Genomic DNA, 23,212 nt, shown 5'->3' with positions numbered 1-23,212 from the left:
TTGATCCTGATTGTGTGTGTCAGTACTCGGTGGTTTTTGCTAACGATTTAAAAACCGGGCTGTTCTCCGGGCTGGTGGTGCTGCGCCAGTGGATAACGCCGGGTGTGGTAGCCAGCTCAAACGGCTCGTCGGCGTGCGCGCGATTAAGAATTCGCGCCGCGCGCCAGGCCATCAGGCTGAGCTGGGGTTCGGCAATGCCGAGACGGTGCATCCCGGCATTCACGGCGAACAGGCGGTTGCTCTGCGGGCCGTCCCATTCGAGGGTGAAATCGTTGTTAATGCAGAAGGCTTCGTCCGTATCCAGATGCAGGCGGTGAGACAGCGGCGCGAGGAACGCGGGCTGCACGGCGCGGTAGCCGGTGGCGAAAATCACCACGTCACTCTCCAGCTGCTCGCGGCCGCCGTCGAGGTGATGCTGAATGCTCAGGCGATGGCCGTTTTCCTGGCGCGTCAGGGACGTCACCGAGCGGGACGGCAGGAGATGCGCCCAGGGTTTTTCACGCAGCACTTCGAAGCGGTGGTACATGGCGCGGTAAATCGCCAGCAGGGACTCGGTGGTAATCCCGTCGGACGTCATCTTCTGCTCGTGCAGCATCTGCCGACGGGCCTCTTCACCCAGCGTGGAGAAGCTGTCCACGTACTCCGGCGTGAAATACTCGTTGGCAAAGGCGGCTTCATCCAGCGCATTATAGTTATTGCGGCGTGATACCCAGTTCAGGCTCAGCGGCTGGCCCCATTCGCCGCGGAAGATATTCAAAAACAGGTCGGCGCCGCTCTGGCCGCCGCCGACGACGGTGACGCGCTTGCCCGCGAGATCCGGCGTGCGCAGCATCATCTCGCTGGCGTGGAAGCAGGTATCGTCCTGCGCGGTAACGCAGTCAGGCAGGTTGATCTGTTTGCCAATCCCCACGCAGACGTGGCGCGCCAGGAAACGGTCGCGCTGGGTCACCACCTCAAACAGGCCGCTTTTCTCATCAAAGCTCACCTGCTGTACCTGCTGGCTGAAGGCGAGATTGGTGAGGTTTTCCGCCGCCCAGCACAGGTAGTCCGCAAACTCTTCGCGGGAGACGGTGCGCTGCTCGGTAGTCAGGAAGCGGTAGAACTTTTTGCGCTGCACCAGGTAGTTCAGGAAGCTGTGGCGGTTGGTCGGCTCCACGGCGCTGACCAGATCCTTCAGGAAGCTGGTCTGCATGTGGCAGTCCGGCACCATCATCCCCGGGTGCCAGGAGAAGTGCGGTTTACGCTCAAGGAACAGCGAGCTAAAGCCGTCCAGCCCTTCGGCCAGAGCGGCGATGCTGAGGTTAAACGGGCCAATACCAATGCCGATGAAATCATAGGTTTTCATTGCGCTGACTCCCGGGAGGCGAGAAAAAGAGGGTTATCAAGGTCGGTGACGTAGTTCGGCAGCATGCGGCTGCCGCCGTCGTGTTCGGAGAAGGTCAGTTTGACCGGGTTGAGGATCACGCGAATAATCTGCGGCTTGAAGAGATCGAATTTGGCGAAGCGCTCTGCCAGATCCGGGTGCGCCGCCATATAACCCCGTAATACCCCGGCCAGAGTCTGGTAGAAGCGCGTTTCGCTCACGCCGCTTTGCAGCGTGAGGCGCGAGATAAAGCGCAGCACCGTCACAAAGTTACCGGTTTGCAGATCGTGAATAATGTAATCCGCGCTCAGGCGCGCCGTGACGGCCTTCACCTGCTCCGGCAGGCTCCGGGCCTGCGGGAAATCCTCATCCACCAGGCGCATATCGCCCTGGAAATCTTTCAGCAGGATGCGCTGCGGGACGTAGTCCTTCATCACCAGCGTCACGTTCTGGCCGTGGGCGATCAGCGCCACGCCGTAGCGGCAGAGCAGGTGATAGAACGGGAGCACCGTTGCCTCAAACAGCTTTTCCAGCCACGCGTCGGCGCTTAGCCCCGAGCGTTTAATCCACGCGTCGATCAGCGGGCGCCCGGCATTGTCGGTTTCCATCAGCGCCGCCATCAGCACCGCCTGTTCACCGTCTTCTACATAACAGGACGGATTCTCGCGCCAGATCACCCCCAGCATCTCCTGATAGCGGTAGGGCGCTTTCGGCAATGCGGCATAGCCCTGATGCGACAGATAACCGGCGGCGGGTTCGCCAAGCACCTGCGCACCTGAGCGGGCAAGCGTAGCGTCGGTAGCGAACTGCTGCTGCAGCCAGCGCGAAGCCAGCGGCCCGGCGGCAATGTACTTGCCCGGGATGCCGCGATAGCAGGAGGTGTTGTAGATGGTCAGCGGAAGCTTGATGTCATACGGCGCGCGACGGCTGGCGTTAGTGAGCGTGCGCAGGGACTGCTGCGCCAGATACTCGTCGCCAAATTCGCCCAGCTCAACCATCTCACCGCGCGCCAGCTGCGCCAGGAAATGAACGGCGATCTTCTGCTGCCACTGCCACGGGTGCAGCGGCACCGGCAGCCAGCCGTCGTTGAGACCCAGCGCGTGCCAGCGGGCGTCAAAGCGGGCGCGCTCGGCGTTGTCCATGGCGCTGGCCAGCAGGGCGCTGATATCGCAATCGGCGTCGCTGCTCCAGACCAGATGCTCCCGCTGAACGGCGACCCAGTGCAGGCGAAAACGTCCGCGATACTCAGGCGCGTACTGACGCAGCGCGTCCAGGCCCCAGCCGCGGCGACCTTTGTTGAAAATAAACTTCGGGTGACCGCTCATCAGACACTGTAATTCGTCCGGGTCGAGGTGGATCAGCGCGTCCGCGTCCAGCGCTTCACGGGCCTGCAGCAGCTGCATGTCGCCGCGCAGCGTGGCGTAGAGATCTTCCATATGCTCTGCCGTTTGCGCGTCGCTCATCTCCAGCACTTTCGCCAGCTGCAGCAGCGCGCGTTCCGCTTCCACGGCATCGCCGCTGGCGGCGATCAGGCTGTCCGGGTCGATATGCAGCCAGCCCCAGATCCCGCGCATGGCGCAAAACTGCCATGTTTCGCTGCCCATGGTGATGTGCCAGACGTTCGACGAAACCGGCTCAGCGCGCAGGGTGCGTTCGTACTCCAGCTCGGCGAGGATCTTTGCCACCATCTCGCGGTTCACTTTCTGCCAGAGCGCGTTCACAGTTCCACCTCGCTGAAGAAGCGGTGGCGCTGGCTCATGATGAGGCGCGAGCGCTTGTGCGGGAAGTCGAACTCTTTCACCGTGTCGAAACCGGCGGAGGCCAGATGGCGGAACAGGCGCTGGTTGTCGAAGCGCGGCTCGGCTACGATACGCGCGGTGCGCGGTTCATCGAGATAAAGATAATGGCTCAGGCCGCGCAGCCAGCTGCGGATGTACTGCGCGCCGCGCCAGTTCTCTTCGCCCACCAGCATGTGCAGCCCGCGGTCAAATGGCTGCCAGCGGTAGTGGCGGCCAATGCGGTCTTCTGGCGCCCAGTAGAGCTCAAAATAGCCGAACGGCTGGTCGTCGAAGCAGCCGATAACCGGGTAGCAGTAGGTCGAGTCAAGCTGACGGCGGAGGTAGCTTTCCTGCTCGGCCTGCGGGCCCGCCATCTCCCAGAAGGCGTTCACGCGCGGGTTGTTCATCCAGCGCGTAAAGCGCTCGCCGTCCAGCGCCACGTCGGCCACGCGGAAGCTGAGGGTGCGCTTAATTTGCGGATCGTAACGACGGTACACTTCGCCCTGCGGGCGGTGAGGACGCAGCGGGAAGTACAGCTGACGGCTCTCATCAAACTGCATCCCGCCGCTGGCCTGCGGCCGTTCGCCTTTCAGCCACAGCGGCAGCTGCCAGAAGGTTTCGCGTGCCAGATAGTCCCCGTGGGCCAGGCTAAACAGCGCCTGCGCCTGGGGGGCATCCTGCCAGGCTGCCCAGGGCAGGGTAATGCCGGTCAGCGCGGGCGCGGCAACAAACAGCTGATCCAGGGCTTCGACCAGCCAGCCGTCCGGGATCCCATTCAGACGCTCCAGCACCGCGCTGCCGTCGAGACCCAACGTCAGCGGCAGCGCGCGATCCGTTGCGGTGCAGCGAAAGCCGTAGCCTGAATGGACGATATTCGCGATTGCCATTACGCCTTCTCCTTGTAAAACGGGTTGCTAAAGTCGAAATAGATCACCGCCGGATCGACGATGGTGTTTTCATTGCGATCGTGCAGGTAGCAGAAGAAGTTGCCTTTGCAGTTCCAGGTCGGGCTGTCGAGCACGTAGTCGAGGCAGCGGGTCTGCTTCGCCGTGCGGCGCAGTTCGGCCAGCGCGTCGCGCACGCGGGACATCAGGCTCTCCTCACTGTCGAAACCGGCGGCGGCGAGGGCGGCGGTGACGGCAAGGGTAGAGTTCAGCAGCAGGTAATAAGGGAAGTAGCGCAGCAGCTGGCTCTCACCGAAGCGGTTTTCCACCTCGGTTTCGCCCGCTGAATTCAGCCACGCGTCGGCACCTTCGGTCCACGCGCTGCCCTGGCAGTCGCGGTAAATCAGCCCGACGGGGAAATCCTGCTGCATCTCAACGAGGATATTTTGCTGGTGCGCCAGCAGGACCAGGCCGTAGTCCGCCTCGGCGCTGAACAGCGGGAGCAACACGCGGTCGCAATAGGCGTCCAGCCAGCAGCGGGCGGCCTTGGCGAGGGGTAAATCCAGACGCTGGCTCAGACGGCGCACCGCGGAGGCCAGCAGGCTGTCGCCGCCGTCCGGCGCGGCCTGGGTCAGGCTCACCAGCACGTTGGTCTGGGTGTCTGGCGTATCGAACAGCAGATTGACGCGCAGGGCCATCAGGCTCTCTTCCTGAATAACGCCGCTTTCGTCACGCAGCCCCGCCCAGCCGTCCTCCTGCATCACGCGCATGGTCGGGTAGCGGGCCTGTAATTCTTGCCAGCGTTCCGTTTTCGCCAGGCGCGCCAGGCGCATTCCGCGCTTAACTTCTTTGACCGACAGCGTGCGCACGGAGTTGGTCAGCCGCACGCTGAGGGAGAACTTAATCATGTCGCTGTTGGTTTCGCTGTACAGCGAGCGGGAGGAGCTGGTGGGTAGCCACTGCGCGCCCGCTTCGCCCAGGTCCTGCAATGCACCGTTTTTCGCCAGACGCTGGCACCAGTCCTGCTCCAGCAGATAGTCGGCCTGCCACGGATGCATCGGCAGCAGCCAGCGGGTGTCGGTGAAGTGGCCGAGGAGCTCAGGCGCGCTCTGGGCCGCGAAGCGCAGCAGGCGCTCGCGCAGGGAGACGTTCAGGCTGTCGCCGGCAACGAGCGCGCTCTCAACGGCAAACCAGCGCAGCGGGAAGCGGGAGGCGAAATCAGGAAGATAGCGACGCGCCTCTGTTTCGTTGAACGGCTCGTGCGACTTCGGCGCCGGGTGAAACGCGTGGCCGACCAGCAGCGCCTGTTCCGCTTCAGCAAACGTCAGCGGCTTATCGCGCAGGTTTACCCAGCCGTGGCGCAGATCGATCACCTGCCAGGTGTGGGCATGGCTTTCGAGAACGCGCTGCTTAAAACGCGCCAGCGTATCGGCATCCAGCGAGCCTTTTACTGACGGTTTTTCAAGAATTAAATCAACCAGTTGATCAAATGTGACGGCGTCACCGTCATCACTGTTGCTCTGAAGAAGCGTGGCCGGGAAACAGTACTGATGATGCTGGGTGGGAGAGAAATAGCGTACCGGAACCCGAAGCGCCTGGGTTTGGGACAGCGGGATATGAATGTTCGGTAACGCATCCGCAGCGGTAGCGGGGAGATAGCGCCAGTCCTTCGTTTCGCGCAACAGGGCGTTCAAAAAACACTGGGCTGCAACGTCTGTACCGGCAGAGCGGGGCAGAGCACGCATAGATGTACCTCATTCCATGATTGATAATAATTCTCGTTATGATATTCATTCTGTTTACAGTCGCAACCATTTTTGCAATATTTGTTTTCATAAACTTCATGATTTCCACACATTTATTGACACTATGTTCACATTCTCATGCGCACTGACTCTGAAGTATTGACCGAAAAGGTCACCTCAAAAGCCAACTGGCCCCTGGCGCTATGTGCGGGTTTATTAGGTATCGGACAAAACGGCCTGCTGGTAATGCTCCCGCAGCTGGTGACCCTGACCGGGCTGTCGCTTTCGGTCTGGGCCGGGCTGCTGATGTTTGGATCCATGCTCTTTTTACCGGCCTCGCCCTGGTGGGGACGCCAGAGCGAGCGGCGGGGATGTAAGGCCGTGATGCTGGCCTCGCTGAGCGGCTATCTGGCCAGTTTCGCCGTCATGGCGCTGGTGGTCTGGGCGATGGCGGCCGGAAGGCTGGATACCGTCTGGGGACTGGCGGGACTGATTCTTTCACGTCTGCTTTACGGACTGACGGTCTCGGGGCTGGTGCCTGCGGCCCAGACGTGGGCTATTCAGCGTGCGGGGCTGGAGAAGAGAATGGCGGCGCTGGCGACGATAAGCTCCGGCCTCAGCTGCGGACGTTTGCTCGGCCCGCCGCTGGCGGCGCTAATGCTCAGCGTCAGCCCGGTGGCGCCGCTCTGGCTGATGGCGATCGCGCCGTTAATCGCGCTGCTGCTGGTGCTTCGCGAAGCCGAAGACCCGCCGCTGCCGCCGGTGGCGCACCAGGCGACCCGCCTGCAGGCCTCGATGCTGCCGTTCCTGCTGCTGGCGCTGCTGCTGGCGGCGCTGGTCAGCCTGATGCAGCTTGGCCTGTCACCGCATATTAGCCCTCTGCTGGAGGGCAACGCCCGGGAGATCAGCCATCATGTTGCGCTTCTTCTGAGCCTGGCCGCGCTGGCCACGCTCGCGGCGCAGTTTCTGGTGGTCCGCCCGCAGCATTTCACCCCGGTGACCTTGCTCTGCATCGCGGCGGTGTTAATGGTTGCAGGGCTTGGGCTGATGACCGTCGCCGGTTTAACGCTGTTCTACGTGGGGATTGTTATCACTTCACTCGGGGCGGCGATGGCCACGCCGGGCTACCAGCTTCTGCTGAACGACAGGCTGACCACCGGGAAAGGCGCGGGCGTCATCGCCACCAGCCACACGTTAGGCTACGGCGTTAGCGCGCTGCTGGTGCCCGTGGTGACGCGCTTTTACGGCGAGCAGTCTTTGACGGTGGCCGCGTGGGGAATGGCAGTGCTGTTTTTAGCGTTGAGCATAGGGGTACGGTCAACCGAGCGGACCCCTTCCGAAAAGCCTTAATGGATCTGGCGGGAGGAATGGCCGCCAGACTCCTCATTTTGCCGCAGACGCTGGAGCGGATCCTGCTGATAAAACTGGCAGAAACGCTGCCACAGCGCCGGGAAGCGGGGCGCGAAGAGCTCGGGCGCGCTGAAGAAATACTCCGACAGCACCGCAAAGCACTCGGCCGGGTCGGTTGCCGCATAGGCGTCAATGCTGGCCGCACTTTCGCCCACCAGGTCTATTTCATCCTGAATGTTATCCATCGCCGCGTGCAGATCGTGCTCCCAGCCCGCCACCTCGCGAAGCGGGATCAGCGGTACTCCGCTGGCGCGATCGCCGTTGCGGGTATCGAGCTTATGCGCCACTTCATGGATAACCAGATTAAAACCGGACGCATCGAACGAGTCCTGAATGTCGAGCCAGTTGAGGATAATCGGCCCCTGCTGCCAGCTTTGTCCGGACTGCACCACGCGCTGGTTGTGCACCAGCCCAATGTCATCTTCCCACTCGTCATCGACGATAAAGGGGGCCGGATAGATCAGCACCTCGTGGAAACCGTCCAGCCACTCAATGCCGAGCTCAAGCACCGGCAGACAGAAAAGCAGGGCGATGCGCGCGTTTTTAAGGGGATCGAGTTCGAAACCCTGCAGTGGAACCAGGCGTTTTTGCTGTAAAAAACGATCCGCCAGCTGAACCAGTTTCGCTTGTTCATCCGGCTTAAGATTAGCCAGAACAGGGATCGTCAGCGCGTCATCCCATGGCAGCGCCATATCCCGGCCAGCTTCATTCGTTTTCCAGGGCCACTTTATCATCGCTTTGCTCGCAAACTCGTCACTTGAACAAAAATGGGAAAGTCAGGTTTGGTTAAGATGCCAGAAAATCGCTCACTGCGACAATTCCAGCCTGAATAAACTATCATTCGTACGTAGCGGTGGGTAGCGGTTTACGGGCATCACCTTCATTTTGTGAAGTCTGTCGTAGCCCGCATCCACCGGTCTGGTGAAGAAATCAGTACGGTATTGAAAAGATGAGCGATTTCAAAGGTAACAAGCAGGACCTGCCCAGCCGGGCGTGCGCGCACTGCCAGCGGCCCATGACGTGGCGCAAGAAATGGGCGAAATGCTGGGATGAGGTCAAATACTGTTCCGAGCGCTGTCGCAGGAGCCACCGTTGACCGAACTGCGCCTGATCCTGGGCGATCAGCTTAATCCGCACCACAGCTGGTTCGATGCCTGTAATCCAAATATCATTTACGTGATGCTGGAGCTGCGGGCCGAAACCGCGTACGTGCTTCACCACGCTCAGAAAGTGATCGCCATTTTTGCGGCCATGCGCGCGTTTGCCTCTGCGTTAAAGGAGAAGGGGCATCGGGTGAGGTATGTCCGGCTCTCTGACGACTCAAACCGCGGCGCGCTGGAAGACAATCTCAACGCGCTTGTCGCGCATTACGGCGCCGACAGGGTGATATGGCAGGAGCCCGACGAATGGCGCCTGGACACGCAGCTGCAGGCGTGGGCGAAAGCGGCGTCCGTCGAAACGGCCTGCGTCAGCAGCGAGCATTTCTTCACCACCCGTGAACAGGTGAGCGCGTTCTTTGCGACGCGCAAAAGCTGGCGAATGGAGTACTTTTACCGGGAAATGCGTCGTCAGAACGGCATACTGTTAACCTCAGAAGGCGAGCCGGAAGGGGGGAAATGGAATTTTGATGCTGAAAATCGCAAACGCTGGTCCGGCGAGCCGCCCGCGCCGGACGACTCGCGTCCGCGCCACGATTATTCAGCCTTATGGGCGGAGATCCAGCGCTGCGGCGTAAACACCTTCGGCGAACCGCAGGCCGGGAATTTTCGCTGGCCGCTCAACCGTTCGGAAGCTAAAGCCAGGCTGGATGAATTTATCGCTCGCGTGCTCCCGCAGTTCGGCGCCTGGCAGGACGCGATGCACGCTGAGGAGCCTTTTCTGTTCCACTCGTTAATTTCATTCGCGCTGAACACCAAAATGCTTAATCCCCGGGAAGTGGTGGCTGCCGCCCAGCAGGCATGGCGTTCGGGCCATGCGCCGCTGCCTGCCGTCGAAGGGTTTATCCGACAAATTCTCGGCTGGCGGGAGTACGTGCGTGGGATCTACTGGTCGCAGATGCCGGGCTATCGGAAGCTGAATGCCTTAGACCAGCACGCCCCGCTGCCGGACTGGTTCTGGACCGGCAGGACGCAGATGCGCTGCCTGGCGCATGCCGTTGGACAGTCGCTCACCGAGGCTTACGCCCACCATATCCAGCGCCTGATGGTCATCGGGAACTTTAGCCTGCTCAGCGGCCTGTCGCCGCAGGCGGTTCATGAATGGTATCTGGGGGTCTATATTGATGCCTTTGAATGGGTGGAGCTGCCCAATACCCTCGGCATGAGCCAGTTTGGCGATGGCGGGTTGCTGGCCAGTAAACCCTACGTCTCGAGCGCGTCGTATATTCATAAGATGAGTAATTACTGTCAGGGGTGCCGGTATCAACACAGCCAGCGTACCGGAGAGCTGGCGTGCCCCTTCAATGCCCTTTACTGGGATTTCTTTGCGCGCAACCAGGCGCGTCTGGGTAACAATCCCCGCCTGGGCATTGTCTTTAAACAGCTTGCGGACATGAAGGAAGAGGAGCGGCAGGCCATTGCCGATCGCGCCGGGTATATTCGCCTGCATCTCAACGAGCTATGACGTATTTCACCACCGCGCCGGTTGCGGCGGGTTAATAAGACGCTATTATTTTTGACTTTGTTGCGTATTCCCTGACAGGACATCCAGACGCCATGCCCGTGAATTTTGACCTTAACGATCTTTATGCTTTCAGAGCGTTAGTGGAATACGGTAACTTCCGTGTCGCTGCTGAATCTATCTGCTTATCCCAGTCGGCGCTGAGCCGCAGGATTGAAAAGCTGGAAGCCGCGCTGGGAAACCGGCTGTTTGACCGTACCACCCGCCGCGTGGCCTTAACGTTATACGGGCAAAACTTTGCTGAACGCTCCGCGCAGCTGCTCGACAACGTTGAGTCAATGCTGGCGGATGTCGATAAGGTCAGCGAAGAGCGGACGGGGCTGATCACGGTTGCCACGGTCCCTTCCGCGGCCTGTTACTTTATGCCCGATGTGATCCGTCGTTTTCAGTCTCGCTATCCGCGGGTTCGCATTAAGCTCATCGACAGCAGCGCGGGGAATGTGATTGACGCCGTGGCCCGAAGCCAGGCTGATTTTGGTATCTGCTTCGCAGGAAACCTGCCGTCTGACATCGAATTTTGCCCGCTGGTGGAGGATGTCTATGTTGCGGCGTGCCGAAAGGATCACCCCCTGGCGCAGAAGAGTCACCTGACGTGGCAGGCCTTTTACCAGCAGGATTATATCTCCCTCGATAAAACGTCAGGTAACCGTAACCTGCTCGATCGGATGCTGGGGGATATCGTTCCCGAACGCCCCAGCGTCTGCGAAACGCGCCACGTTACCACGATGCTCGGTATGGTAGAGGCGGGGATCGGCATTGCTGCCGTTCCCGCCATGTCGATGCCGACGTCAGAGCACACGATGCTGACGCATCTGCCGCTGGTGGCGCCGGAAGTGAAACGCACCGTGGGGCTTATCCGGCGCCGGGGGCGCATCCAGTCCTATATTGCGGCTGAACTGGAAAAACAGATCACCGAGCAGTATCGCCGGCCGTAACGGGGATCATCCCCGTCTTCTGGATGACGGCCCTGGAGGGCGGTGAGGCGAGATAGGTCAGCAGCGCTTTCCCCTCCGCGGGATGTTCTGCGTGACGGGTGACCGCACCCGCGAAGCGCGTGATGTACTGCAGATTATCCGGGATTTTCCCGATAAAGGTGACGCCCTGAACCGGCAGCAGCTCGCTGACCTGCTGGAAACCGACGGCGTATTTTCCTTTCGCCACTTCTGAGGCGACCGGGATACGCTCGACCATTGTCGCTTTACCCGCCACTTCTTTTTCGATCCCCATTTTTTTGAACAACGTCTGGCTGACGTACCTGCCGCTGGCGCTGTCAGAGTAGGCGATGGAGCTGGCCTGCAGCAGCGTTTTACGCAAAGCTGCCTCGCTGCTGATATCAGGGACATCCGCACCTTTTTTCACCACCATGCCAACGGGGGAGTCCGCGAGTTCCGTTCGCGAACCCGACTGGGTCTGGCCGGCTTTTTCGAGCTTCTCCAGCGCATCGCCCACCATAATCACCACGTCGGCTTTCTCGCCGCGCGCCAGTCGGTTTGGGATCGCCTGCGGCGTAGCGCCCATTGAGGGGCCAGGGATGATCACGATTTTATCCCCGGTCCTGCGTTCATAGTCCGGGGCCAGCTTTTCCAGGGCGGCCTTGAAGCCGCCTGAAATCATGACTTTCACGTCCTGGGCACAGGCATTAACGCTCAGGAGCGTCAGCACCAGCGCGCTGGCGGTAAAGCGATAGGTGCGTTTCATACTGCCCCCTGTGACTTGACGGTGTTTTGCAGCGATACCGCGCGGCGGCGGTAGAGGTAGAGCGTGGCCAGCAGGGCGCACACGGCGGCGAAACTCATCCAGTAGCCAGGCGAGGCTTTGTCACCGGTGTATTCAATCAGCGCGGTGGACATGACCGGGGTAAAGCCGCCAAAGACCGCCGTTGCCAGGCTGTAAGCCAGAGAGAACCCCGCCACGCGCACTTCAGCAGGCATAATCTCCGTCAGGGCCGGGATCATCGCGCCGTTGTACAGGCCGTAGAGGAAGGAGAGCCACAGCAGCACGATCAGCATCATGGAGAAGCTGGGCGCGCTCGCCAGCAGCGTCAGGGCAGGGTAGCTGGTCGCCAGCGCCAGCAGGGCCATGGCAATCAGCACCGGCTTGCGCCCGAAGCGATCCGACAGCGCGCCGCCCACCGGCAGCCAGATGAAGTTAGAAATCGCCACCAGCAGCGTGACCAGCAGGCTGTCCGAGGCGCTGAGCATCAGCACCTTTTTGCCAAAGGTGGGGGCGTAGACGGTGATCAGGTAGAACGCGGTGGTGGTCATCGCCACCATCAGCATGCCTGCGACCACCACCTGCCAGTTGCCAAGGAGCGTTTTAAAGACCTGACGAATCTCCAGATGCTGGCGGCGCGCGCTGAACTCTTCCGTCTCCTCCAGCTTGCGGCGCAGGAAAAAGATAAACGGCACGATTAAACAGCCGAACAGGAACGGGATGCGCCAGCCCCATTCGCGAATGGCGCTCTCCTCCATCAGGGCATTCAGGGCAAAGCCCATCGCCGCGGCGACCATAATAGCGACCTGCTGGCTGCCGGACTGCCAGCTGGTGTAAAACCCTTTGCGGCCCGGCGTGGCGATTTCAGCCAGATAAACCGAGACGCCTCCAAGCTCCGCACCGGCGGAAAAGCCCTGCAGCAGACGGCCCGTCAGCACCAGCAGCGGCGCCCACAGACCGATGCTTTGATAAGAGGGGATAAGCACGATCAGGAACGTCCCCGCCGCCATGATGGAAAGCGTGACGATTAGCCCCTTTCTGCGACCTACCTTGTCGATATACGCGCCTAGCACGATGGCGCCTATTGGACGCATCAAAAAGCCCGCGCCGAAGACGGCGAAGGTCATCATCAGCGACGCAAATTCACTGCTCGCCGGGAAGAACGTATGGGCGATGTAGGTGGCATAGAAGCCGAACAGAAAGAAATCGAACTGCTCAAGAAAGTTGCCGGACGTCACGCGGAGTATGGCGCCCGCTTTCGAGCGTACGGTTGCATGTGAGGTTGAGGAAAACATGGTTATCTCCAGTTTATTGTTGACGTTTTACGCGTCTGTTTTTGAAAACTGGATCAGGATGAGGAAATAGATAAGCGCAAATGCCGCATCGGCTGATGCATGTTTTGCATGAATAGCCTTCGCGGGATCAATACAATTAATGACAACAATAACTTAACAATTAATTGATTTTTTATTCACCACTTTTTGCTAAGTGGCTGATATCACGGTTTTGTGACATGACGCAGGCGCATGTCTGTCTGCGACTGCCGGGCAGCGTTGCGCCACCCGGCCTGTCTCAACCTAGCGCTGTGAACAACCCGCGCACTGTTTGTTCTGGATCTGCTGGAAGAAATCGTTGCCTTTGTCATCCACCAGGATAAACGCCGGGAAGTTCTCGACTTCAATTTTCCAGATGGCTTCCATTCCCAGCTCCGGATACGCGACGCATTCCAGGCTCTTAATGCTGTTTTGCGCCAGCACCGCCGCCGGGCCGCCAATGCTGCCCAGGTAGAAGCCGCCGTGTTTATGGCAGGCGTCGGTTACCTGCTGGCTGCGGTTGCCTTTCGCCAGCATGATCATGCTCGCGCCGTGGGATTGCAGTAAGTCCACATACGAGTCCATACGGCCAGCCGTGGTCGGGCCGAGTGAGCCAGAGGCGTAGCCTTCCGGCGTTTTGGCCGGTCCTGCGTAGTAGATCGGATGGTCTTTAACGTACTGCGGCAGTTCTTCACCGTTGTCGAGCAGCTCTTTCAGCTTCGCGTGGGCAATATCGCGCGCCACGATGATGGTCCCGTTCAGCGACAGGCGGGTAGAGACCGGGTGCGCGGAAAGCTGCGCCAGGATCTCATTCATCGGCTTGTTCAGATTGATGCTCACCACGTCGCCTTCGCCCTGCTGGCGCAGTGATTCAGGAATATACTGACCCGGGTTGTGTTCCAGCTTCTCAATCCAAATCCCGTCGCGGTTGATCTTCGCTTTAATGTTGCGGTCTGCGGAGCAGGAGACGCCCATGCCGATTGGGCAGGAGGCGCCGTGGCGCGGCAGGCGGATCACGCGGATATCGTGGGCGAAGTATTTACCGCCGAACTGCGCGCCGAGGCCGAGGTTCTGCGCTTCCTGGAGCAGTTCCTGTTCGAGCTGAACGTCGCGGAACGCCTGGCCGTGTTCGTTACCTTCCGTCGGCAGCGCGTCGTAGTAGCGCGTGGAAGCGAGCTTCACGGTTTTCAGCGTGGCTTCCGCTGACGTTCCGCCTATCACAAACGCGATATGGTAAGGCGGGCAGGCCGCAGTGCCCAGGGTGCGCATCTTCTCAACCAGGTAGTTTTTCAGCTTCGCCGGGGTGATCAGCGCTTTGGTTTCCTGATAGAGGTAGGTTTTGTTGGCAGAACCGCCGCCTTTTGCCATGCACAGGAATTTGTATTCGTCCCCGTCCACGCTGTAGAGATCGATCTGCGCGGGCAGGTTGGTGCCGGTATTTACCTCTTTATACATGTCCAGCGCCGCATTCTGCGAGTAGCGCAGGTTATCTTCAATGTAGGTGTTATACACGCCCTGGCTCAGCGCCGCTTCGTCACCGCCGCCGGTCCAGACGCGCTGGCCTTTTTTACCCATGATGATCGCGGTGCCGGTATCCTGACAGGTTGGCAGCACGCCTTTTGCGGCAATTTCAGAGTTACGCAGGAACTGCAGGGCAACGTATTTGTCGTTCTGGCTGGCTTCCGGGTCGTTGAGAATGGCGGCAACCTGCTTCTGGTGGGAAGGACGCAGCATAAACGCGGCATCGTGGAAGGCCTGCTGCGCCAGCAGGGTCAGGGCTTCCGGCTCCACTTTCAGCACTTCCTGACCGTCGAATTCGGCAACGGAAACGTGCTCTTTGGTCAGCAGGTAGTATTCGGTGTCGTCATGGGAAAGGGGGAAGGGGTTCTGGTAGATAAATGGTTTGTTTGACATAGCGTATTGCTCCACAAAAATAAAACCGCCGGAGGAGAAGTCCGGCGGTCAGGAATCAGAACATCATGGACATCCACGGATAACCAATCAGCAGCAGGGCCGCCAGGAAGATGGCACCGAAGATGGTGCCGAGGCGCCAGTAGTCTTTGGTTGGCAGGTAGCCGCTACCGTAGTAAATCGGGCTTGGGCCAGTACCGTACGGGGTGATGATCCCCATGACGCCCAGCGAGGTCACCATCAGCAGAACGAACACTTCCATATTCATGCCCGGGATGGTGGAGGCGATGGTCAGCATCGCTGGCAGCAGCGCCGTGGTGTGCGCGGTGGTGCTGGCAAACAGGTAGTGCAGCAGGTAGAACGCCAGCAGCAGGACGACGGTCGCCACGCCCGGAGAGATACCGCTCATTAACAGACCGCCTTCTTTACCTAACCAGCTGATAAAGCCGGTAGAGGAGAGGCCATCCGCCAGTGCCACCAGGGTGGCGAACCAGACGAAGGTGTTCCATGCGGCCTTGTTACCGGTGATATCGTTCCACTCCAGCACGCCGGTCCACAGCATCAGACCGACGATGAGCAGGGCCGCCATGGCAGGCTCAATCCACGCGGCGGCGAAGATCCACATCAGCAGCGCGCAGCATACGAACACCAGCAGCAGAATTTCATTGCGGGACAGTTTGCCGAGTTTTTCCAGCTCGCGGGTCGCCCACAGCGGCACTTCGTTATTCACTTTGACTTCAGGTGGGTAGAACCAGTAGGCCAGCAGCGGCATGGTCAGAATCAGCAGGATACCCAGCGGCAGGAAGGCGAGGAACCAGGTGCCCCAGGAGATATCAATCCCAACCGTACTTTTCACCAGCGCCAGGGCCAGCAGGTTTGGCGCGAGGGCGGAGAGGAACATTGAGCTGGTGATACAGGCTGCGGTGATCGCCACCCACATCAGGTATGAACCAATCTTACGCGCGCTTGGGTCGTTAGGTTTTGAACCGTACAGCGGCGGCAGGTTAGCGATAATCGGGTAGATGGTCCCGCCGCTGCGCGCGGTGTTGGACGGGGTGAACGGTGCCAGCAGCAGGTCAGCAAACGTGATGGCGTAACCGAGCGTCAGGCTGCGACGGCCGAGGTACTTCACCAGAATCAGCGCCAGACGGCGGCCGAAGCGGGTTTTGTCATAGCCAGCGGCGAACATAAAGGCACCGAAAATCAGCCAGACGGTAGAGTTACCAAACCCGCTCACCGCCCACTTAAAGGAGGCGCCCGCCAGCTTGAATTTCGGGTCAGCCAGCTGATCGGGGCTGAACAGCACCCACTGACTGCACAGGGCGATGGCAACCACGCCGGTCAGGCCGATCACCGCACCCGGCAGCGGTTCGAAGATCAGACCGACGATCACGCCGACAAAGATGGCGAAGTAGTGCCATGCGTAAGGCGGCAAGCCTTCAGGAACGGGAACAAACAGCAGCAGTACGGCGACGATGACGGGTAGCGCCATCATCAGCAATCGTTTTGCGTTTCCATTTGATGCCTGGTTCGCCACAGGGGGCGTTACAGCAGTTTTTGTATTCATAGTTTCACGTCTTAAGTTGTCAAAAATTCGGTCGCACTGAAAAAGCACTTTCTTAAGTTTCTTTGCTTTTTTTAGTTATTAAAGGTGCTTTCCTGTATTTTCAGTAATAGCGATTTAACGCGTTTTCGTGTGCGTTAAATTAAAAAATGATGATGTTTTTATATTGCGCTTTTGAATGCCATAACTATTGATCGCGATCAAAAAAATAGAATTGCAGCGTTATTTTTATGCTTTTATTAATAACCACTCTGGCGTATGTGGTTATTGCCTGTTTTTTGCGTGTTTTTTATCATTTCTTTAACAATATAGATTTTGGTGTGATTGCAACATTTTGTTTTTATTGGTTTTGTGTGTTTTGTGGTGAATTGGTTTTACCATTCATATTTTAACGGTTTTTAAATTATTGTGAATGACTGAATTACAATCGCTAACACCAATGTGTTATTTGTGTTATCGCAGGGATTAAATAGTTTTTTAACTAACGTAATAACTTTAGAAACTAAAAAAATCATTATATTAATATCATGACATCGGCATATAACGACGAAATAAAAAATCAATCCGATAACGAATTCTTAATTTTTAAAAGTTTGGAGTTTCTATTATGAGCACTAACGAACGCATTCTTAGCCCCTTCACATTACCGAATGGCACTGAACTGAAAAACCGTTTGTTAATGGCCCCTATGACAACCTGTACCGGCTATTTTGACGGCACCGTCACCAGCGAGCTGGTGGAGTACTATCGGGCCCGTTCCGGCAGCATTGGCACCATCATTGTGGAATGCTGCTTCGTCGACGATCTCGGTCTCGCCTTCCCGGGTGCCATCGGTATTGATAATGACGAGAAAATTGCCGGGCTGGCGAAAATCGCGGAGGCCATCAAATCCAAAGGATCGAAGGCGCTGCTGCAGATCTACCACGGCGGCCGCATGGTCGACCCAAAACTGATTGGTGGCCGTACCCCGGTTGGTCCGAGCGCCGTAGCCGCGCCGCGTGAAGGTGCCGCAACGCCGGTTGCTCTGACCGCTGAAGAAGTGGAAGGCATGATCGGCAAGTTTGGTGAGGCGGTGCGCCGCGCCATCCAGGCCGGTTTCGACGGCGTGGAAATCCACGGGGCGAACACCTATCTGATTCAGCAGTTCTACTCCCCGAATTCAAACCAGCGCGACGACGAGTGGGGCGGCAGCCGCGATAACCGCGCGAAGTTCCCGCTGGCCGTGCTGGACATTACCCACAAAATGGTGCGCCAGTACGCGGACGATGCGTTTATTATTGGCTACCGCTTCTCCCCTGAAGAGATGGAAGTCCCGGGCATCCGCTTTGACGACACCATGTACCTGCTGGAAAAACTGGCGGCGCGCGGCGTGGACTATCTGCACTTCTCCGTCGGCGCGACCCTGCGTCCTTCCATTGTCGACACCCAGGATCCAACTCCGCTTATCGAAAAATACTGCGCGATGCGTTCTGAAACGCTGGCGCAGGTTCCGGTCATGGGCGTGGGCGGCGTGGTGAATGCTTCCGATGTGAATGAAGCGCTGGACCGCGGTTACGACCTGATTGCCGTTGGCCGCGCCACCATCGCTTACCCGGACTGGACCGACCGCATCGCGGCCGGGGAAAGCCTGGAGCTGTTTATGGACAGCACCAAACGCGAAGAGCTGAGCATTCCTGAACCGCTGTGGCGCTTCTCGCTGGTGGAAGCGATGATCCGCGACATGAGCATGGGCGAATCCAAATTCAAACCGGGTACCTTTGCTGAGAAGGTGCAGGATGACGCTAACGAACTGGTGATTAACGTCAGCCTTGAAACCGACCGCATTGCGGACATCGAACTGGCCTCCGGCCCGAGCGAAGACGTTGAGTTTGTAACCAGCTTTGAAGAGATCCGTACCCGCATTCTGGACGCCAATACCCCGCACGTGGATGCCATCACCGGCGCAACCAGCCAGAGCGAGGCGGTGAAGAAAGCGGTCTCGAAAGCGATGCTGAAATCCAGCAAAGCGCTGGCCGCGGAAGAGGGCGTTGATCCGAACGAAACCCGCAGCGTGGACGTGGTCGTTGTCGGCAGCGGCGGCGCCGGTCTGGCTGCGGCGATCCAGGCTCACGACGAAGGCGCGAGCGTGCTGATTGTCGAGAAAATGCCGACCATCGGCGGGAACACCATTAAAGCCTCTGCCGGTATGAATGCCGCCGAAACCCGCTTCCAGCGCGTGAAGGGCATTCAGGACAGCAAAGAGCTGTTCTATCAGGAAAGCCTGAAAGGCGGCGGCAACAAGAACAACCCGGAACTGCTGCGTCGCTTCGTCGAGAACGCGCCGCAGGCAATTGAGTGGCTGGCCACGCGCGGCATCATGCTGAACGACATCACCACCACCGGCGGGATGAGCATCGACCGTACTCACCGTCCAAAAGACGGTTCAGCGGTGGGCGGCTATCTGATCAGCGGCCTGGTGCGTAACGTCAACAAACGCAACATCGAGGTGATGCTGGATACCTCCGTCAGCGACATCATCTTCGAGAACGGTGAAGTGACCGGCGTACGCCTGACTACCGAAGAGAACGAAACCGTCACCGTGGCAACAAAAAGCGTGATTGTCGCCACCGGCGGCTTCAGCGCCAACAGCCAGATGGTGGTGAAATACCGTCCTGATCTGGAAGGGTTCGTCACCACCAACCACAAAGGGGCAACCGGCGGCGGCATCGCGCTGCTGGAGCGCATCGGGGCGGGTACCGTGGATATGGGCGAAATTCAGATTCACCCAACCGTAGAGCAGAAAACCTCGTACCTGATTTCCGAATCCATTCGCGGCGGCGGGGCGATTCTGGTCAATCAGAAAGGGGAACGCTTCTACAACGAAATGTCGACCCGCGATAAGGTCTCGGCGTCAATCATCGCGCTGCCGGAGAAATACGCATACATCGTCTTTGACGAGCACGTACGTGCCAAAAACAAAGCCGCTGATGAGTACATCGCGAAAGGTTTCGTGACCAGCGCCAGCTCGCCAAAAGCCCTGGCTGAAGCGCTGGGTATGGATCACCACGCTTTCCTCGCGACGCTGGAACGTTACAACGGCTTCGTTGAAAAACAGCACGATGATGATTTTGGCCGTACCACCGCGCTGCGTGCGCCTATCAACGAAGGGCCGTTCTACGCCATTCAGATTGCACCGGGCGTGCACCACACCATGGGCGGCGTGACCATCAACACCGAAACCTGCGTGCTGGACAGCAACCACAACGTGCTGCCAGGGGCGTTTGCGGCCGGTGAAGTGGTCGGCGGGATCCACGGCGGTAACCGTATCGGCGGTAACGCAGTGGCAGATATCATTATTTTTGGTACGCTTGCAGGACATCAGGCGGCTATGCGTTCGAAAAAGCAGTAAGACCCCTGTGTTGTAGGCCGGATACGCCCAGCGCTATCCGGCATTTTCCCCGGCGGCGCGGTGCCTGCCGGGGCTACATCTGAGGAATACAGCCATGCCTGATAGCCATCGCGTTTACAGCTACTCCGCCGTCCTGATGGGCTCACCCATTCTCCTGAAACTCTTCTCCCACGACGAAGCCCTCGCGTCCCGCGTGTTTCGCCTGATCAAACAGTACGAAGATCTGCTCACCGTTAACCGCGCGCGCTCGCAGGTGATGGACATCAACCATGCGGCTGGCCAGCATCCGGTTACCGTCAGCCGGCCGGTGTTTGAGCTGATCCGCTGTGCCAAAGCGGCAAGCCTGTTCAGGGACAGCGCCTTTAACCTGGCGATAGGTCCGCTGGTGAAGCGCTGGAAAATTGGCTTTCAGGGGGACAGCGTTCCGCCTGCCGATGAAATCGCGTCGCTGCTGGCGATAACCCGTCCTGAAGATGTCCTTCTTGATGAGGCCAGCAGCAGCGTGTTCTTGACCAGAGCGGGGATGGAGATCGACCTGGGGGCCATTGCCAAAGGCTATATCGCCGACAGGGTGCGTGATTACCTGCATAAAGAGGGCGCTGAGCTGGGGCTGATCAACCTCGGCGGAAACATTCAGACGTTAGGCTCGCCGGAAGGGGGCTGGGGCGTGGGGCTGAAAAAACCGTTCGCCGGTGACGCGCTGATCGGCACGATGACCGTAGAGAACCTGTCCGTCGTGACGTCGGGAACCTACGAGCGCTACTTTGAGCAAAACGGCAGGCGCTATCACCATATTCTCGATCCGCGCACCGGGTATCCGCTGGACAACGAGCTGGACAGCGTAACGATTGTTTCGAAGGACTCCATCGACGGCGATATCTGGACCACGCTGATGTACGGTATGGGCGTAGAGAAGGGCTGTGCCGCCCTGCGCGCGCGCCCCGATATTGAAGCTATCTTTGTGACCAAAACAAAAGAAGTGGTGTTCTCTTCAGCACACCACTTCCGCTTTACCCTGCTGGATAACGACTACCGCGTTACTGACAGTATTGCTTGAGCAGGCCGGTCTGCTCCGGCTGGAGACGGTAGCGATACACCGGACGGCCGGTGGCGCCGTAGTGAATGCTGGTGAACAGAATGTTGATTTGTGCGAGCCAAATCAGGTACTTGCGGCAGGATACGCGGGAGATATTGACCGCGCTTGCCAGGTCATCGGTAGAAAATTCCGTCTCCGGGTGAGCGTCAATCCACTGGCAAATCGTGCGCAGCGTTTGCGGCGTTAACCCCTTCGGCAGCTTTTTACTGTCCGCCAGTTCCGGCGCCCCGCCGTGGATCAGCCGGTCGACGTCGGCCTGCTCATAATACTGGTGCGAACCCATCAGGCTGTGCTTTGCCTTCCAGCCGTTCAGCGCCTCTTCAAAGCGTGGGAACTGGAACGGCTTGATCAGATAATCCACCACGCCGTAGTGGATGGAGGTCTGGATCGTGGCGGCGTCGGCAGCCGACGAGATCATAATCACATCGATTGGGCGACCGGATGCGCGAATAACGGGCAGCAGATCCAGCCCGTTATCCTGCTGCATATAGACATCCAGCAGCACCAGATCGACAGGCTGCCCGGGGTTATTAATGATGGCCTCGGCCTGGTTTAGCGTGGAGGCGACGCCGCAGCAGCTAAAACCATCAACACGGTTGACATACAGACGGTTGAGGTCGGCTACCATGGCGTCATCATCGACAATTAATACATTTATCACGCGATATTCCTCTCGCTATCCCAGGGGATGTGAACAAAAAATTGGGTAAATACGCCTGGCTCAGACTCGACGGTGATATCGCCGCCGAGGTTCTGGATTTGCTGGCGAGCAAGGAACAGCCCAACGCCGCGGTTTTCACCTTTTGTTGAGAAGCCCTTTGTAAAAATAGCCTCCAGCTGAGCGGGTTCAATGCCGGGGCCATCGTCGCTGACTTCGCAGCTGAGCCAGCCATTCTGATAATGCAGCAGCAGGCCGATCTCACCTTCCTGCTGTCCTTCCATCGCGTCGAGCGCGTTTTCAATGAGGTTACCCAGCACGGTGATCAGCACCGCGACCTGCTCTTCGCTCGCGGTATCCGGTATCTGGCATTCATCCGCCAGCGTCAGGGTGACGCCCGCTTCTTTCGCCCGATTGATTTTACCCAGCAGGAACCCGGCAATAACCGGGGATTTTACCTTGCTCTGTATCGTACCGATATCCGTCTGGTAATTATGTGCCGTCTGGATGATGTACTCTTCCAGCTTGTCGTAGCGCTTCATGTGCAGCAGGCCCAGGATCACATGCAGTTTATTCATAAACTCGTGCGTGTGGCTGCGCAGGGCGTCGACGTAGTTGACCATGCCATCAATACGCTGCATCAACTGGCTGATTTCCGTTTTATCACGGAAGGTGGTGATGGCGCCGATTACCCGATCCTGACTTTTAACGGGCACCATGTTGCACAGCAATAGACGCCCGTTACAGCTGATCTCCTGATCCTGGCGCGCGACGCCCGTCTTTGAGACTTCGCGCAGGCTGGCCAGCAGGGGGGCGCTGGCGTTTTCGGTCTGCTTGCCGGAGGGGAGAAGCAATATTTCTCTGGCGGTCTGGTTGATCATCGTCACGCGCCCGTGAATATCGACAGCCAGCACCCCCTCGCGAAGCGACTGCAGCATCGCCTGACGCTGTTCGAACAAGGCGGAAATTTCGTAAGGTTCGAGCCCGAACAGGATGCGTTTCAGGACCCGCACCAGACCCCAAATCGCCATGGAGCTCATAAAAATACTGAATAAAATTGTCCAGACGGCGTTTAGCCGCCCGCGAGCGATCTGCTCTTCAACCTTTTTCAGGGAGATACCTACCGCCACCACGCCGATCTGCTCGTGCTGGCCGTCGTAGACTGGGGTGAAGACGCGAAGCGCTTCGGCGAGCGCACCCCGGTTTACCGATACGTTCTCTTTGCCTTCAAGCGCGGGAGTTAAATCGTCACCGATAAAATGCAGCCCCAGCAGCGCCTCGTTCGGGTGAGAGTAGCGGATCCCGCGCATATCGGTGACCACGGTGAACAGCAGATCGTTTCGTTTCGTCACCGCCTGGGCGATGGGCTGAATAATATTCTCCTGCGGTGCCTGCATCAGGCCGCGCTGGATCTCCGGGCTGTTGGCCAGCGTTCTGGCAATACCCAGAGCCGTATCTTTTACATCATCGCGGGTCGCCCGGGTGATTTGCACGGAGTAGAGCGCAAAAACCACCAGCAGCACAGAGGCAATAATCGCGCACACCATCAGCGTGACCAGGGTGTTGAGCTTCATGGGGCGCTTGCGCGTCGGAAGGAAAGGCTGCAAATCGCTCATCAACACTCCGCGATGATTAAGAAAGGGGTAATTATCGCCGATGACGCGCTTTTCTTAAAGCCATGTAAAGGCGTGGATTTGGTCCTCTTTTCGT

At 58.6% G+C, this 23,212-nt stretch carries 17 protein-coding genes; 6 read left to right on the top strand and 11 right to left on the bottom strand.

Going from position 1 to position 23,212, the window contains the following annotated elements; all coding sequences use genetic code 11:
- Window positions 1-19: 19 nt before the first annotated feature.
- The 4 genes from EnteroDNA1_RS06220 to EnteroDNA1_RS06205 are packed head-to-tail and all read right to left on the bottom strand — an operon-like array spanning window position 20 to window position 5,770.
- On the bottom strand, window positions 20-1,345 hold the full coding sequence (locus EnteroDNA1_RS06220; RefSeq protein ID WP_069303042.1) for a lysine N(6)-hydroxylase/L-ornithine N(5)-oxygenase family protein: 1,326 nt from the start codon (window positions 1,343-1,345) through the stop codon (window positions 20-22).
- Window positions 1,342-3,084: an IucA/IucC family protein gene (iucC, locus tag EnteroDNA1_RS06215; protein ID WP_073001525.1), complete on the bottom strand. Its 1,743-nt coding sequence runs from the start codon at window positions 3,082-3,084 to the stop codon at window positions 1,342-1,344. Before iucC ends, EnteroDNA1_RS06220 begins: the two co-directional genes overlap by 4 nt.
- Window positions 3,081-4,028 (bottom strand): GNAT family N-acetyltransferase, encoded by a 948-nt coding sequence (locus EnteroDNA1_RS06210; protein ID WP_069303041.1) that lies wholly within the window; start codon window positions 4,026-4,028, stop codon window positions 3,081-3,083. Before EnteroDNA1_RS06210 ends, iucC begins: the two co-directional genes overlap by 4 nt.
- Window positions 4,028-5,770 (bottom strand): IucA/IucC family protein, encoded by a 1,743-nt coding sequence (locus EnteroDNA1_RS06205; RefSeq protein WP_069303040.1) that lies wholly within the window; start codon window positions 5,768-5,770, stop codon window positions 4,028-4,030. The genes EnteroDNA1_RS06210 and EnteroDNA1_RS06205 overlap by 1 nt, the downstream gene beginning before the upstream one ends.
- A 138-nt stretch (window positions 5,771-5,908) precedes the next feature.
- Here EnteroDNA1_RS06205 and EnteroDNA1_RS06200 point away from each other — a divergent pair, with 138 nt between their 5' ends.
- A complete protein-coding gene (locus tag EnteroDNA1_RS06200; protein WP_069303039.1) occupies window positions 5,909-7,120 on the top strand; it encodes an MFS transporter in 1,212 nt (403 codons plus the stop codon).
- On the opposite strand, the gene mtfA is transcribed toward EnteroDNA1_RS06200, so the two are convergent.
- The gene (gene mtfA, locus EnteroDNA1_RS06195) at window positions 7,117-7,914 is read right to left on the bottom strand and encodes a DgsA anti-repressor MtfA (RefSeq protein WP_033145920.1); all 798 of its coding nucleotides are present in this window, start codon (window positions 7,912-7,914) and stop codon (window positions 7,117-7,119) included. The genes EnteroDNA1_RS06200 and mtfA overlap by 4 nt on opposite strands.
- Before the next feature lie 215 nt (window positions 7,915-8,129).
- Between mtfA and EnteroDNA1_RS21700 the strand changes: the two genes are divergently transcribed.
- The 3 genes from EnteroDNA1_RS21700 to EnteroDNA1_RS06185 all read left to right on the top strand — a co-directional run bounded on the left by EnteroDNA1_RS21700 (window position 8,130) and on the right by EnteroDNA1_RS06185 (window position 10,794).
- Entirely contained in the window at window positions 8,130-8,276 is a 147-nt protein-coding gene (locus EnteroDNA1_RS21700; RefSeq protein WP_071891562.1) for a DUF2256 domain-containing protein, read from the top strand.
- A complete protein-coding gene (locus tag EnteroDNA1_RS06190) occupies window positions 8,273-9,802 on the top strand; it encodes a cryptochrome/photolyase family protein (RefSeq protein ID WP_134211286.1) in 1,530 nt (509 codons plus the stop codon). Before EnteroDNA1_RS21700 ends, EnteroDNA1_RS06190 begins: the two co-directional genes overlap by 4 nt.
- A gap of 92 nt (window positions 9,803-9,894) precedes the next feature.
- Complete coding sequence (locus EnteroDNA1_RS06185) at window positions 9,895-10,794, top strand: LysR family transcriptional regulator (RefSeq protein ID WP_069303037.1); 900 nt, start codon at window positions 9,895-9,897, stop codon at window positions 10,792-10,794.
- On the opposite strand, the gene EnteroDNA1_RS06180 is transcribed toward EnteroDNA1_RS06185, so the two are convergent.
- The 4 genes from EnteroDNA1_RS06180 to EnteroDNA1_RS06165 form a co-directional block, all read right to left on the bottom strand.
- Entirely contained in the window at window positions 10,769-11,557 is a 789-nt protein-coding gene (locus EnteroDNA1_RS06180) for a substrate-binding domain-containing protein (protein WP_069303036.1), read from the bottom strand. The genes EnteroDNA1_RS06185 and EnteroDNA1_RS06180 overlap by 26 nt on opposite strands.
- Entirely contained in the window at window positions 11,554-12,867 is a 1,314-nt protein-coding gene (locus tag EnteroDNA1_RS06175; protein WP_069303035.1) for an MFS transporter, read from the bottom strand. The genes EnteroDNA1_RS06180 and EnteroDNA1_RS06175 overlap by 4 nt, the downstream gene beginning before the upstream one ends.
- A 282-nt stretch (window positions 12,868-13,149) precedes the next feature.
- Window positions 13,150-14,799, bottom strand: coding sequence for a class I fumarate hydratase FumA (gene fumA / locus EnteroDNA1_RS06170; protein ID WP_064672760.1), 1,650 nt, complete (start codon window positions 14,797-14,799; stop codon window positions 13,150-13,152).
- 55 nt (window positions 14,800-14,854) lie between these two features.
- Window positions 14,855-16,363: an anion permease gene (locus EnteroDNA1_RS06165; RefSeq protein WP_072196639.1), complete on the bottom strand. Its 1,509-nt coding sequence runs from the start codon at window positions 16,361-16,363 to the stop codon at window positions 14,855-14,857.
- A 604-nt stretch (window positions 16,364-16,967) separates the two neighbouring features.
- Between EnteroDNA1_RS06165 and EnteroDNA1_RS06160 the strand changes: the two genes are divergently transcribed.
- Together EnteroDNA1_RS06160 and EnteroDNA1_RS06155 are read left to right on the top strand one after the other, a co-directional pair.
- Window positions 16,968-19,748 carry a flavocytochrome c gene (locus EnteroDNA1_RS06160; RefSeq protein ID WP_069303034.1) on the top strand — a complete coding sequence of 927 codons (2,781 nt, stop codon included), beginning with the start codon at window positions 16,968-16,970 and terminating at the stop codon, window positions 19,746-19,748.
- Window positions 19,749-19,842: 94 nt separating this feature from the next.
- Window positions 19,843-20,805 carry an FAD:protein FMN transferase gene (locus tag EnteroDNA1_RS06155; RefSeq protein ID WP_069303033.1) on the top strand — a complete coding sequence of 321 codons (963 nt, stop codon included), beginning with the start codon at window positions 19,843-19,845 and terminating at the stop codon, window positions 20,803-20,805.
- On the opposite strand, the gene dcuR is transcribed toward EnteroDNA1_RS06155, so the two are convergent.
- Both dcuR and EnteroDNA1_RS06145 read right to left on the bottom strand, forming a co-directional pair.
- A complete protein-coding gene (gene dcuR / locus EnteroDNA1_RS06150) occupies window positions 20,786-21,505 on the bottom strand; it encodes a two-component system response regulator DcuR (protein ID WP_033145914.1) in 720 nt (239 codons plus the stop codon). The two genes, EnteroDNA1_RS06155 and dcuR, sit on opposite strands and share 20 nt — an antisense overlap.
- On the bottom strand, window positions 21,502-23,118 hold the full coding sequence (locus EnteroDNA1_RS06145; RefSeq protein WP_039263791.1) for a sensor histidine kinase: 1,617 nt from the start codon (window positions 23,116-23,118) through the stop codon (window positions 21,502-21,504). Before EnteroDNA1_RS06145 ends, dcuR begins: the two co-directional genes overlap by 4 nt.
- Window positions 23,119-23,212 lie beyond the last annotated feature (94 nt).

This window comes from Enterobacter sp. HK169 (genome assembly GCF_001719105.1).
Lineage (GTDB): Bacteria > Pseudomonadota > Gammaproteobacteria > Enterobacterales > Enterobacteriaceae > Enterobacter > Enterobacter asburiae_B.
This window is presented reverse-complemented; position numbering and strand designations above follow the sequence as displayed.